The sequence below is a fragment of the Chitinibacter sp. SCUT-21 genome (genome assembly GCA_041874755.1).
Taxonomy (GTDB): domain Bacteria; phylum Pseudomonadota; class Gammaproteobacteria; order Burkholderiales; family Chitinibacteraceae; genus Chitinibacter.
This window is the reverse complement of sequence record CP102611.1, coordinates 1896610-1908871: the sequence shown is the minus strand read 5'-3', so window position 1 is coordinate 1908871 and position 12262 is coordinate 1896610. Positions and strand designations below refer to the sequence as shown.

Genomic DNA, 12262 nt, shown 5'->3' with positions numbered 1-12262 from the left:
GCTGCAAAGCGTTTTTCGTCTAACGAGTTAATTTTGCGGTCCGGTCACGTCCGTCTTGTATGTTGCTATTAAATCGGGCTTGCAGGGCTTGCTTTCGGCTCATCTTGCCAGTGCAGTGCTAACCAAATCGCGCCTTCGGATGCGCTTAATACACTGTGCGGTGTTTGCGCGGGAATGAACACATAATCACCACTGTGAAGCTCGAGATCTTGTCCTGCCATGCGCAGCATTGCGTGGCCATGCAGTAGCAACACCCACTCGTCGTTTGTCTGTAGATAGTCGGTTGGGGTGAGATCGGCTGAACTGATAATTCGCTCGATCCGCAAGCCATGATGTTGAAGTAAGGTGTCAAAACGCTCGCCCGAGATCGGGGGCGTTTGATTTGCAAAGAGATTGCCTGTTGGCATCTTAGATTCCTAATTCCTAGGGTGTTTTTCGCTGCTAAACATACGGCAATATTGCCATGCAAATCGCGTATTTATAACTATTCGCATATGTATGTTGCTAAAGAGCTTTTTGTGTATGGCATTTGCATAGATACAGGCTATATGTATGTTCCAAAGCTAGGGATAGTCACAAACGACAAGGTCCTGCTTTTCGGGCATGATCATTGATTATTTTTTGATCATATTCCTTGGCCTCTACGATGAGTACCACTTCCCCTCCCAATACTTTGCGGCGCAATTTAAAAGCGCGCCACCTTTCCATGATTGCGATTGGCGGCTCGATCGGCACCGGTTTGTTCGTCGCCTCGGGCGCCACGATTGCGCAAGCAGGCCCGGGCGGCGCGATTGCCGGCTATTTGCTGATCGGCTTGATGGTGTATTTCCTGATGACCAGCTTGGGCGAATTGGCGGCGTATATGCCGGTGTCGGGTTCATTTGCCACCTACGGCGCGCGTTTTGTCGACCCTGGTTTTGGCTTCGCGCTGGGTTGGAATTACTGGTACAACTGGGCGGTGACCATCGCCGTCGAGCTGGTCGCCGCGCAGCTGATTATGTCGTTCTGGTTCCCCGATGTGCCAGGCATATACTGGAGCGGCTTATTTTTAGCGGTGATGTTTGGCCTGAACTATATGTCGGTGAAAGGCTTTGGCGAGGCTGAATTTTGGTGTTCGCTGATTAAGGTCGTGACCGTTATCGTGTTTATCGTGACCGGCATCTTGATGATCGCCGGCATTATGCACGGCGGCGAACAAGCGGGTTGGCATAACTTCACCACCGGCGATGCGCCCTTTGTGGGTGGCTTGCCCGCGATGATTGGCGTGATGATGGTCGCCGGTTTCTCGTTCCAAGGTACTGAGCTGATCGGTGTTGCTGCCGGCGAGGCTGAAAACCCGCACAAAGCGATTCCGCGTGCGATTCGCCAAGTGTTTTGGCGTATTTTGCTGTTTTATGTGATCGCGATTTTCCTGATCGGTATGCTGATTCCGTACACCGACCCGCATTTATTGAAAAACGACATCGCCGATATTGGCTTGAGCCCGTTTACTTTGGTGTTCCAAAATGCCGGTTTAGCGTTCTCGGCGGCCTTGATGAATGCGGTGATTTTAACGGCGATTATTTCGGCCGGTAACTCGGGCATGTACGCGTCAACGCGGATGCTGTATACCCTGGCAACGCAAGGTTTGGCGCCGAAAATTTTTGGCAAACTCTCGGCCAATGGCGTGCCGCGCAACGCGCTATATGCGACGACTGCCGTTGGGATGCTGTGCTTCTTAACCGCTTTAGGTGAGGATAAATCGGTTTACCTGTGGCTGTTGAATATGTCGGGCATGACCGGCTTTATCGCGTGGCTGGGCATCGCGATTAGCCACTATCGCTTCCGCCAAGGCTTTTTGGCGCAAGGCCATTCGCTGGACGAGTTGCCGTATCAATCGCCGTTTTTCCCCTATGGCCCACTGTTTGCGTTTGCGCTGTGTGTGATTGTGATGCTGGGGCAAAACTACCAAGCCTTCACCGCAGGCCATATCGACTGGATTGGCGTGATCGCGACATATATTGGGATTCCGATGTTTTTTGCGATCTGGTTTGGTTATCGCATCAAATACAAAACGCGCTTTGTGAAAAACCATGAAATGAGTTTTAGCGACGCGAACGAAGCGCTATTGCATGACGAGAAGCGTTAAGGGTATAGCTCTATAAATCATGCTGGTATTTGCCTGTAGGTGGATACCAGCTATTCTGATTGCATCGGCGTGTGTTCATCTAATGTGGGCATGTCGATGCCGTAGTACTTTTTATATAACTTCGCAGTAAACCCCTCTTTATTCAATTGCCACACCGCTTGGCTAAAGCGGCTCATCGTCGAGTTGGGCGCTAATTTCAGCGGATCATTCTCCGCATTAACGTCGTGATACGGGTTGAATTTCGGGTTGGGAATATACTTTGTATTCGACGATTGGCGCGAAATGCCCATCGTAAAATGCTGTACCCCGCCGCAGCAATTGGGATGGAGCATCAACTTATTTCGATTAGGATAATGATTGAGGTAATAAGTCAGCGAGCTGAGCTCATCCACATACACATCGGCCTTGCTGCTTTCAATCATTTCGATCGCTTTTTCTATTGTCAATTCGGGTGGCGTACGTACATTAATGCCATGCTGAATCGCTTCTTTGTATGCGCCTCCCATTGCCATAATCAGCGTTTTGCCGCGCATGATTTGCAAAGAATTCAGTGCTTGCAAACCACTACGGGTTAAGGCGACTTGCTGCGATGGCAAGCCATTGGGTAGAAAGTAAAAATCTTTGCCGCGCTCGGGTGAAAAAATCAGACCAGGATAAAAATCAATCCGGCCGATTTTGAGTGAATCTAATACCCGATTTTTGGGCTCGCGGATAATTTTGAGTTGGCAGCCGATGCGTCGGCTGGCTTCGGTATATAGATCGAGGTAGAGACCCGTATTATCTGGCGCTGCCGCAATATAGGGTAGCCGATCGGTAGTGCGATAGCCCATAAGCAAGGTACACGGTTGGGCTGCCGCCGTTTGGGCTAGCGCGACGATGGAGACGATCATCAATGAGCGTAACATATGGATTCTCCAGCATTTATTTCCGCAACAGTACATCTAGCTAGCATAGCAATGGCGAGCTGAAGCGCTAGCGAAAACCGCATCTTTGGCATGCCTTATGCATGGAATGAATTCCTTTTTCGCTAAGGAGTTGCATCATGCATATCGTTGCTAGCCAATTGCAATTGACGAGCGCTCAACAACAAGAACGGGAAGAATGGCAAAGCCTTGCCGTGAGTGCGAATCCCGGGCCCAGTTTTGCGCAAATGATCGAGCAAATCAAAGACGAGCGGCGCTCTAGTGCAGCGCCGCCCGAGAGGGCGGATGAAGGATTATCGGCCAAGCGGCGACGGTTTCAGACTTTGCTGGAGTTGCTCTTTGGTGAGCCGCATCGCTGTAGCTCAACGCTAGCATTGCCCAGCCTAAGCAGCGCACCGTTGCCCAGTGTTGATTCGCTGCCGCAGTTGCAGCTCACCAGCATTCGCCATGTGCGCGAAAGCGAGTCGTGTAGCATGAATGGAAACGGCAATGTTTGCCTTGCCGATGGTAGCCAGCGGCAATTTAGCGTGGGGTTTGCCCTGTACCGTTCGGCGACATTCAGTGCCGTTAGCCTAGGCAGTGCTGTGTTGCGCGATCCGCTGGTGGTCGATTTTGGCTCCCCGAGTATGGCCTTGCAGCCCCATAAATTTGATTTTGACCTGAATGCCGATGGTGTGGCCGAGGCGGTACGCTTTCCTCAGGCCGAAATGCTGTTTCTTGATCGCAATGGCAACGGCAAAGTCGACAATGGTCATGAATTATTTGGTGCCTTGAGCGGCGATGGTTTTGCTGAACTCGCGCAACTGGATGGTGATGCCAATGGCTGGATTGATGCCCAAGATACCGTGTTTAACGAGCTAAAACTCTGGCGTGGCGGGCAAATCGCTCTGCGGAGCTTAAATGACGCTGGCGTTGGCGCCCTCGCGGTGCGCGCCGTGGCGACGCCAATGAGTGAAAAGCTCGCCGATACGGTGCTGGCGCAGCTTAAAGCGAGTAGCGTTTGGCTGGGTGAATCGGGCGGAGTGGGGACGATACGGCAGATTGATCTAAATACCGAAGCTTGAAATTGCTGGTGAACGTGATTCGCTCTTTGTACGCTATGTAGGTATCTAATTCAAGGCCTTATTATTTAATGGCTTTGATGGCATACCCTTTGTTATTTGCTTTTTTGTGGTTCAATTAATTTTAGTTAACTTTCAAATCCCTTCTTATCTATGTCACACCACGCTAATAAGCTGCAGTTGGCCGCTGTACGCGGCCAACCACTCACAATGATAGGGATGAATGAGATGAACAAAATCAAGGCGGCGGTCATCGGCGGTGTTTTAACAGCAATGAGCGGGGTAGTGTTGGCCGAAACACCTCCCCGCTACGATCACGTGGTGATTGTACTATTGGAAAATAAGCGTGATGTGCAGGTGATTGGCAGCAGTAGCGCGCCGTATTTAAATAGTTTGGCTGCGCAAGGCGCGAATTTTGCGCAGGCCTACGCGGTGACTCACCCCAGCCAACCCAACTATATCGCACTATTTTCGGGAGACACCCAGGGCGTGACCAACGACAGCTGCCCGCAGAGTTTTGGCAATGCCGATAATCTCGGTGCCGCGCTGTTAGCGGCAGGATATAGCTTTGCGGGTTATTCAGAAGGTTTGCCTAACGATGGCTCAACCGTGTGCAAAAGCGGCCGCTACGCGCGCAAACACAATCCATGGGTTAACTTTAGCAATGTGCCTGCAAGCAGCAATTTGATGATGAGCCGCTTCCCTAGCGACTATAGCAAGTTGCCCACGGTGTCTTTTGTGGTGCCTGATTTGTGCAACGATATGCACGATTGCTCGGTGGCTACCGGTGATGCGTGGGTGAAAGCCAATCTGGATGGCTACGCGCAGTGGGCGAAAACGCACAATAGCTTATTGATTGTGACCTTTGATGAAGACGATTCCAGCAGTAGCGCCAATCGTATCCCGATGGTGTGGGTCGGCGCCGGCATTGCGCCTAGCGTGAACTACAGCCGCGTCGATCATTACGGCGTATTGCGCACACTGCTCGATATGTATGGCCTCAGCCCATTTGCTCGCACAGTGAACGCCGTGCCTGCGTCGGGCGTGTGGACTACGCCAAGCATAACGCCGACTGCCGCACCAACGGCGACGCCAAAATCATCCGCGACACCCAATCCAACCGTTACTGCCAAACCGACCAGCACGCCTAGCACCCAATGTGCTGCCGCTTGGTCGAGCACCAAAACCTATGCCAGTGCAGGCCAAACGGTGAGCTATATAGGGCATAACTATCGCAATAAATGGTGGACGATGGGCGAGCAGCCAAACGCCAGTGTTGTATGGCAAGATGCGGGTGCGTGTCGCTAAGCGGCTTATCGCACGCAAAGTCGGTGGTGCTAGTGCACTGCCGATTTTGAAAACAGATTAATCACCAATACGCCGCTGATGATCAACGCTATCCCGATGATCGCGGCGATATCCAAGTTTTGCCGATAAACCAGCCAACCCACCACACTGACCAAGACAATCCCAATACCTGACCAGAGTGCGTACGCGATTCCTAGCGGGATGCTGCGCAAGGTGAGCGATAAAAAATAGAATGCCGTGCCATAGCCGACAACGACGGCCAGCGAAGGCAGCAGGCGAGTAAAGCCCGCCGTGGCTTTGAGCGCTGAAGTTGCGATGACTTCCGCCACAATCGCGATCAGCAAATATAACCAGTTCATATTACTACCCAAGGAATAATCCAAGCCACAGCCTAAAGCCCCCGCCCCAGATGGGGCAAGGGTAAGATTAATGATCTATGGGTATATTGCTGAGTGTTTTTATTGATTTGACCTGTATGAAAATACTATTGAGGGGTATTGCGTAAAGCGCTCGATATTATGACTGCGGTTTGAGTGAGCGCAGGTAAGCAATCAGCGCCTTCATATCGTCGTCGCTGATGGTTTGGTAAAAGCTAAATCCCATCGGTGGTTTGAGTGGATAACCTTGAATGTCTTTGCCATTGCGGATGGCATTGGCGATTTCAGCGTCGCTCCAATTTTTTAAACCCGCTGGCGTTAAATTGGCCGAGATTGATTCACCCCACGGCCCCTTAAAGCTTTGCCCGCCCGCGCCCAGCTTATCGCGTTGCAGCATCCCCTTGGCATCGCGTGGCGTGTGGCATTCCATGCAGTGCGCAATATTGGCGAGATATTCGCCATATTTCACCGGATTGCTGCGCGCTGGTGCTGTTACTTTGCCGAGCTTAGGCCCGTAATTCGGCGGCAATGGCATATGGTATTGCGATTTGGGTACAGCATTGCTCACCGGCGCTTGGGCGCGTAAATAGGCGATGATGGCTTTTAGGTCTTGATCGGAAATATGGCGATAAAATTCGATCGGCATCGGTGGGCCGATGACTGATCCATCGGGGCGGATGCCTTCACGAATCGCTTTGGCCAATTGCTGATCGCTCCAGCTGCCGATGCCGGTTTTTTTGTCCGGCGTAATATTGGCTGCGTAAGCTTTAAACGGTACTTCGTCGAACACCATGCCGCCCGATAAGCCTTTTTCTGGCAGTGGCTGCCCCTGTGCGCCACGTGCCATATGGCAATTACCGCAAGCGACGGGCCCTTCGAGCAGGTATTTGCCACGCTTGAGTAATGCGCTATCGCTGGCGATCGCGTTTAGGCTAAAGAGGGTGGCACAGGCCAAAGTAAGCCATTGGGTTTTCATCACTGAGCTCCTTTTGCTTGATGTTTCATCGTTATTACGGCTGTGTGATGCGATTGCTAGCGGGCGAGTGGACTTAGCATGCCAAACGGTAGCGTAGAAATAAAACAACCGCCCTTAGGCGGTTGTTGTTCAGTTTTGTGCCAGCTTAGTGGCGGTGCTGACGAAAGCGAATCGGGTTAATGGCCACCTGGCTGAGATACATCAGACCCACATAGATGCCGGCAAAAATCAGCATCCAACCAAGCGGCAGCAAGGCCATAAAGAGCAGCTGCAATTGATTGCCAAACACGCTACTTAAAATACCGAAGGCCAATAAACAGCCAATGCCCAACAAAATAGGAATTACACACATCTTCATTGAAAGCTGCATTTTCATGTCCTCGTGTCGCTGTTTTTATGTTTGTAAAACCAGTTAAGACGATGAAAATGAGCTTGTCATAGTGAATTTTGGCAGGCTGAAATTGGGCTTGATTTGGTTTTTTTGGGGTATAGCAGCTGGCTTAATAAAGGTGCATAGATACACCGAGCTATACCGTACATCGGTATAGCTTCTAAGGCGGAAAATACGAACTGACGAACGGTGAAAAGTTGATGTCGCTGTGGCTGGAGCACGGCGGCAAGGTTTTATGAGTTGAGTCAATACTATTGACTGGTGTCGGGTATGTTCTTATGAGTCAATTATGGCATGGCTTATGTTGATATACGTAAGGCATGTATCTGAGTTTGTTTACATCCCCATATAGCGCCCAGGACGGTGGTTAATCGCAATCACCAAATTAAGTGCAAGCGCACCGATCACCGAATACAGCAATTTTGGGCCGCTCACCATCATGATACCGCCGCTTAAAATCAGCAAATCAAAGCCCAATTGCACATTGCCAGCGCGCCAGCCAAAGCGTTGTTGCATATACAGCGCCAAAGTCGTCACGCCGCCCAAGCTGGCTTTGTGGCGAATCAAGACCAAAATACCGACTCCGGCGAGCAGGCCGCCGATAATGCTGGCAAATAGCGGGTCGAGTGAGGCAAAACTCACCCAGCGCGGTAGCCAGTCGGCCAAGATCGACAGGCTAGTAATACAGGCAAAGGTTTTGAGCGTGAATTCACGCCCCAGCACGCGGTAGGCAAAAATATAAAACGGAATGCTGATCGCAAAAAAGATTACGCCGTAAGCCCAGTGCGTTAGGTAATGCAGCAAGAAGGCCAGACCGGTGACGCCGCCGGTGATTAAACCGGCGTGCTTAAAAAACTGAATCGCCAGCGCGACGAGTAACACGCCAGACAGCAAGCCTTGCGCGTCTTCTAGCCAAGTATGACGTTTGGGCATGGCCGCATTCCTCGTAAAAAGGGCTGCAGTTTAGGGGAAAAGCCCGAGTTGAACAGTCGGGTATTTCCTCAGGTTTAAACTGACTTTAGACCTGCCACAAGCCATTTTGATACAGGTTTTCGTCGCCCAGCCACACGCCGCCGCCCACATCGACAAACACGTCGATATGAAAGCGCGTATCTTTGCGCTTAAATTGTGGTTTGTTATAGCTGCCGTGCTTAGCGCCCAAGGATAGGTGCACGCCGCACAGCCGCTCGTAAGTGCCAATATCGCTGACGGTACGCTCGCGCGTGAAGGCGCGATTTAAGCCTAAGCCCAATTCACGAACCCAAATTTCGCCTTCAACCGCGCGGATTTTATCCAGAACAGCATCAAACTCCGGCGTACTGTTTTCAACATCAACAATCCGCCCCGCCTCGACGACGATCGTGATCGGCAGCGGTGGGAAATTGCAGTGAAAGGTCGTGTCGCCAAATACATAAATATCGGCGCGACCACTCAGCGCTTCCAGATCGGTCGCCTCGGTAAACACTTCGCCAATCGGAAACTGACCGCCAATGTTTTTCATCGCGCGATAGTCGCCGACATTCAGTTTGGCCGGTTCCAGCGGGCACGCATAATGCAGCACATTGCCGCTGCTGCTGACCAAGCGCGCCGAGGGTGCGGCGGCAATTTTGGCTTGCAAGGCCGCACCAGTGCCACGGTAATAGTCGGCGTCGTACGCCAGTGCGTCGAGATAGCGCGGCGCTTCATCGCCGACCATGCGCGCCAAATGCACGTGTTCAATCACTTTCAGCCCCTGCGCAAACAGCTGCACGCGCAGGCGGTAGGCGTCGAGGCGAAAATGCGTCGATTGAATCAGCACGATTAGCGCACCAGCAGGCTGGGCGTGAAACGCCGCCATCACCGTATCGTTGTCCACCGTGCTGATTTCAATCACCCGCGCCTGCGGCAGCGCGGCCTGATACGCATCGGCGAGCAAGGGCGCGAGCGGGCATTCGGTATCAAAAATAATCAGCGCTGGCTCGTCGGAACGATGGCCAATCGCCGTTTGAACGATATCGCCGATATATTGCTGCGCGACGGCGCGATGCTGAGCGGTGAGTTCGCAATACTGTAGAGCTGTCTGCATGGGGTATATAGCCAAAGGTCAATACTATTCTTGTTGATGGCAAGATACATCAAGATGGTATCGAGCGCTTTGAGCCTGCGCAAAACCAGAATCGCCCATTATCGCACGCCACGCGCCCGCTTTGCAGCGTGGGCGGCGGAATGGCGGGGGTTCTAGCGCGCAGGTGTTAGACCAGCGCAGTACCTAAGAAGCAAAACGTAAGCATTGCTGCTTAAATAAACCGAACGAAATTTTTTATCAGCCTTATCGTTCGAATTGGCATTTTTGTTGGGTATTTTTCAGAGAGTTAATTGTTGTCTTGCTTGTGCGTATATACCCAACTATTCTCATCGGCCGAGCTAGCTGCATTCGTTGGTACTATTTCAAGCTCACGAATGTACTGAATCTAATAAGACCAGCAAATGAATACGCAACAACAAGAATTTTTGAATCAATATCTGCGTACGCTCAGCCCTATTGAGCGCGCAGCGATACCGCAATGTGTAGCAGAGCATTTTTGCGCTGACGAATACAATGCGAATGAATGCGCGCGCCTAATTAATGAAGGGATTAAAACGGCCACATGCAGTTTAAAAGCTGCGTATGACATCGATGACGAGCCCTTGCCTGCCATCGGCCGGCTCAGCGTCGTATTAAATTGGGCGCAAGAGCCGGTTTGTATCGTAAAGCTCGTTGACGTTGCAATTTGCCCTTTTAATCAAGTCAGCAGCGACTTCGCCGCGTTAGAAGGAGAGGGTGATCGTAGTTATGCAAGCTGGTATCAGGCGCATCGCGAATTTTTTACCCATTTTGCTGCCAGCATTGGTGTCGCTTTCACCGAACAATCGGATTTAGTGCTTGAGCGTTTTGAGAAAGTTTTTCCGCTGTAAAAATCTATTTGCCTCCCCATTATTGCGATTGGTTTAAAAAGCGAGGGTATGTGCATGATGGTCAATTAAAGTCTTCATCATTGCAATATACCCTTTACTTTAGTCGAACTAAGACCGTACTTTCGGCAGCAAGCTAGCAATTATGCCGAGCAGCGGTAAATAGGCTAAGGCGTGATAAATGGCGGTGATGCCGTGGACGTCGACTAATTTGCCGATTAGCGCTGCGCCCAATCCGGCGATCCCAAAGGCAAAACCAAAGAAGAGGCCAGAGACGGTGCCGACTTTATTGGGGATTAACTCTTGCGCATACACCAGCATCGCCGAAAACGCCGATGACATAATCAGCCCGATGATAAAGCTCAGCACAATTGTGGCCGTTAGCCCCACGTACGGCAGCGCGAGGGCAAACGGTGCTGCGCCTAAAATCGAAAACCAAATCACGGTTTTACGTCCGATTCGATCGCCAATTGGCCCTCCGAGCAAGGTGCCCAAGGCGACGGCAAACAAAAACACAAAGAGCAGCAATTGTGCTTGCTGCGGCGCCAGAGCAAAGCGCTCGATCAGATAAAAGGTGTAGTAGCTCTGAAAGCTGGCCATATAGACAAATTTGGTCGTTAATAGCGCGAGCAAAACGCCCATAATGGCAATGGTTTTGCGTGGGCTGAACGGCGCTGTTTTGGCGCTGGCATTTGCGCCGTGGGCTTTTTGCTGTTGCGCGTACCAAAGGCTCACGCGCCAAAGTACGCCCATGGCCAAGAGGGCTGCCAGTGAAAACCAGATCAGACTGCCTTGTCCAAACGGCAGCACAATCAGCGCGGCCAATAGCGGGCCCGTGGCGCTGCCAGCATTCCCGCCCACTTGGAATAAAGATTGCGCCAAGCCGTGTTGCCCACCCGAGGCAAAACGGGCGATGCGTGATGATTCGGGGTGAAAAATCGCCGAACCGGTGCCGATGAGCGCTGCCGCGCATAAAATCAGCGGGTAGCTATTGGCTTGCGAGAGTAGCAACAGCCCGCATAAAGTGCTGGCCATCGCAACGACCAGCGAATTCGGTTGCGGTCGCTTATCGGTGATGCTGCCGATCAGCGGTTGCATAATCGACGCGGTGAGTTGGTACGTGAGCGTGATCAAACCCAGTTGGGTAAAGCTCAGCGCAAACGTGCCTTTCAAAATCGGATACAGCGCCAAAATCAGCGATTGCATCATATCGTTTAAAAAATGGGCACTGCTAATTGCGGCCAGAACGCGGTAGCGTGTGGCGGCGACTTCGCTGTGCTGGGTGAGCGTGGCGGTCGTCATTTCATGCTCCAAATTGTTTTAATGAAGCTTGATCATAATGACAGCTAAAATGCCTGTCTGACGAGAATACGGCAGACACTATCGAGAAAACGACATGCTGATTGAAAGAGTGGGCCCTTTGCGCGAAATGGGCGGCGCCTTGCTGCACGGAAAAGCGGTTGATCATCTGCCGGGATCGGCGACGATACGCCACTGGCACGAAGTGGCACAATTGCTGTACGCGATCAGCGGCGTGATGCGCGTGATTACGCCGCAAGGGCAGTGGATAGTGCCGCCCAATCGCGGCATTTGGATTCCCGCTGGCGAGTGGCACGAAGTGTTGATGATAGGCCATGTGGAAGTGCGCTCGATTTACATCCGTCCCGATGCTGCACCTGATTTACCGCTTGAATGCTGCGTGCTGGAAATTACGCCGCTGATGCGCGAATTGATTTTGGCGGCGATCAATATTGATTACCGTGAGCAACCGATACAGCCGCGTAGCACGATGATTGCGCAATTATTGCTCAATGAAATGAAGCGCTTACCCTCCTTGGCGATGCAATTGCCAATGCCCGACGATCGGGTATTGCAGCAAATTTGCGCTGATATTTTGGCGCATCCTGATGAAACGCAAACGACAGAGCTGATGGCCGCCAGCGCTGGCGTGGACGCTAGAACCTTGCAGCGGCGCTTTAATAAAGTGACCGGCATGACCTTGGGCGAGTGGCGGCGACAAGCGCGTTTGCTGCAAGCCTTAGAGCGGCTGGCGCAGGGCGAGCGGGTGATCGATGTGGCTTTGGATTGTGGCTATAACAGCCCGAGTGCGTTTAGCGCGATGTTTAAACGGCAATTTGCCTGCTCACCAAGCGATTTTTTTGCCTAG

At 51.8% G+C, this 12262-nt stretch carries 13 protein-coding genes; 5 read left to right on the top strand and 8 right to left on the bottom strand.

Annotated elements, in window-relative coordinates; translation table 11 throughout:
• Positions 1–68: 68 nt before the first annotated feature.
• Positions 69–407: a cupin domain-containing protein gene (locus NT239_08975; protein XGA69931.1), complete on the bottom strand. Its 339-nt coding sequence runs from the start codon at positions 405–407 to the stop codon at positions 69–71.
• A 239-nt stretch (positions 408–646) separates the two neighbouring features.
• Between NT239_08975 and NT239_08970 the strand changes: the two genes are divergently transcribed.
• Positions 647–2128: an amino acid permease gene (locus tag NT239_08970; GenBank protein ID XGA69930.1), complete on the top strand. Its 1482-nt coding sequence runs from the start codon at positions 647–649 to the stop codon at positions 2126–2128.
• Positions 2129–2178: 50 nt separating this feature from the next.
• Here NT239_08970 and NT239_08965 read toward each other — a convergent pair whose 3' ends face one another.
• Positions 2179–3033, bottom strand: coding sequence for a transporter substrate-binding domain-containing protein (locus NT239_08965; GenBank protein ID XGA69929.1), 855 nt, complete (start codon positions 3031–3033; stop codon positions 2179–2181).
• 137 nt (positions 3034–3170) lie between these two features.
• Here NT239_08965 and NT239_08960 point away from each other — a divergent pair, with 137 nt between their 5' ends.
• Both NT239_08960 and NT239_08955 read left to right on the top strand, forming a co-directional pair.
• Positions 3171–4115, top strand: coding sequence for a hypothetical protein (locus tag NT239_08960; GenBank protein XGA69928.1), 945 nt, complete (start codon positions 3171–3173; stop codon positions 4113–4115).
• Positions 4116–4340: 225 nt separating this feature from the next.
• The gene (locus tag NT239_08955; GenBank protein XGA69927.1) at positions 4341–5420 is read left to right on the top strand and encodes a hypothetical protein; all 1080 of its coding nucleotides are present in this window, start codon (positions 4341–4343) and stop codon (positions 5418–5420) included.
• A 29-nt stretch (positions 5421–5449) separates the two neighbouring features.
• Here the strand turns inward: NT239_08955 and NT239_08950 are convergent, their stop codons facing one another.
• The 5 genes from NT239_08950 to NT239_08930 all read right to left on the bottom strand — a co-directional run bounded on the left by NT239_08950 (position 5450) and on the right by NT239_08930 (position 9229).
• Positions 5450–5779 (bottom strand): multidrug efflux SMR transporter, encoded by a 330-nt coding sequence (locus NT239_08950; protein ID XGA69926.1) that lies wholly within the window; start codon positions 5777–5779, stop codon positions 5450–5452.
• A gap of 157 nt (positions 5780–5936) precedes the next feature.
• Positions 5937–6773, bottom strand: coding sequence for a cytochrome c (locus tag NT239_08945; GenBank protein XGA69925.1), 837 nt, complete (start codon positions 6771–6773; stop codon positions 5937–5939).
• A gap of 145 nt (positions 6774–6918) precedes the next feature.
• The gene (locus NT239_08940; GenBank protein ID XGA69924.1) at positions 6919–7131 is read right to left on the bottom strand and encodes a hypothetical protein; all 213 of its coding nucleotides are present in this window, start codon (positions 7129–7131) and stop codon (positions 6919–6921) included.
• A 369-nt stretch (positions 7132–7500) separates the two neighbouring features.
• The gene (locus NT239_08935; protein XGA69923.1) at positions 7501–8097 is read right to left on the bottom strand and encodes a YitT family protein; all 597 of its coding nucleotides are present in this window, start codon (positions 8095–8097) and stop codon (positions 7501–7503) included.
• An 85-nt stretch (positions 8098–8182) separates the two neighbouring features.
• The gene (locus NT239_08930; GenBank protein ID XGA69922.1) at positions 8183–9229 is read right to left on the bottom strand and encodes a hypothetical protein; all 1047 of its coding nucleotides are present in this window, start codon (positions 9227–9229) and stop codon (positions 8183–8185) included.
• A 401-nt stretch (positions 9230–9630) separates the two neighbouring features.
• Here NT239_08930 and NT239_08925 point away from each other — a divergent pair, with 401 nt between their 5' ends.
• On the top strand, positions 9631–10098 hold the full coding sequence (locus tag NT239_08925) for an ASCH domain-containing protein (protein XGA69921.1): 468 nt from the start codon (positions 9631–9633) through the stop codon (positions 10096–10098).
• A 108-nt stretch (positions 10099–10206) separates the two neighbouring features.
• Here NT239_08925 and NT239_08920 read toward each other — a convergent pair whose 3' ends face one another.
• Positions 10207–11397 (bottom strand): MFS transporter, encoded by a 1191-nt coding sequence (locus NT239_08920; protein XGA69920.1) that lies wholly within the window; start codon positions 11395–11397, stop codon positions 10207–10209.
• 94 nt (positions 11398–11491) lie between these two features.
• Here NT239_08920 and NT239_08915 point away from each other — a divergent pair, with 94 nt between their 5' ends.
• Complete coding sequence (locus tag NT239_08915) at positions 11492–12262, top strand: helix-turn-helix transcriptional regulator (GenBank protein XGA69919.1); 771 nt, start codon at positions 11492–11494, stop codon at positions 12260–12262.

Coding starts and splice junctions, on each gene's coding strand:
- NT239_08975 (XGA69931.1), bottom strand. CDS start 407: ATGCCAACAGGCAATCTCTTTGCAAATCAAACGCCCCCGATCTCGGGC.
- NT239_08970 (XGA69930.1), top strand. CDS start 647: ATGAGTACCACTTCCCCTCCCAATACTTTGCGGCGCAATTTAAAAGCG.
- NT239_08965 (XGA69929.1), bottom strand. CDS start 3,033: ATGTTACGCTCATTGATGATCGTCTCCATCGTCGCGCTAGCCCAAACG.
- NT239_08960 (XGA69928.1), top strand. CDS start 3,171: ATGCATATCGTTGCTAGCCAATTGCAATTGACGAGCGCTCAACAACAA.
- NT239_08955 (XGA69927.1), top strand. CDS start 4,341: ATGAACAAAATCAAGGCGGCGGTCATCGGCGGTGTTTTAACAGCAATG.
- NT239_08950 (XGA69926.1), bottom strand. CDS start 5,779: ATGAACTGGTTATATTTGCTGATCGCGATTGTGGCGGAAGTCATCGCA.
- NT239_08945 (XGA69925.1), bottom strand. CDS start 6,773: ATGAAAACCCAATGGCTTACTTTGGCCTGTGCCACCCTCTTTAGCCTA.
- NT239_08940 (XGA69924.1), bottom strand. CDS start 7,131: ATGAAGATGTGTGTAATTCCTATTTTGTTGGGCATTGGCTGTTTATTG.
- NT239_08935 (XGA69923.1), bottom strand. CDS start 8,097: ATGCCCAAACGTCATACTTGGCTAGAAGACGCGCAAGGCTTGCTGTCT.
- NT239_08930 (XGA69922.1), bottom strand. CDS start 9,229: ATGCAGACAGCTCTACAGTATTGCGAACTCACCGCTCAGCATCGCGCC.
- NT239_08925 (XGA69921.1), top strand. CDS start 9,631: ATGAATACGCAACAACAAGAATTTTTGAATCAATATCTGCGTACGCTC.
- NT239_08920 (XGA69920.1), bottom strand. CDS start 11,397: ATGACGACCGCCACGCTCACCCAGCACAGCGAAGTCGCCGCCACACGC.
- NT239_08915 (XGA69919.1), top strand. CDS start 11,492: ATGCTGATTGAAAGAGTGGGCCCTTTGCGCGAAATGGGCGGCGCCTTG.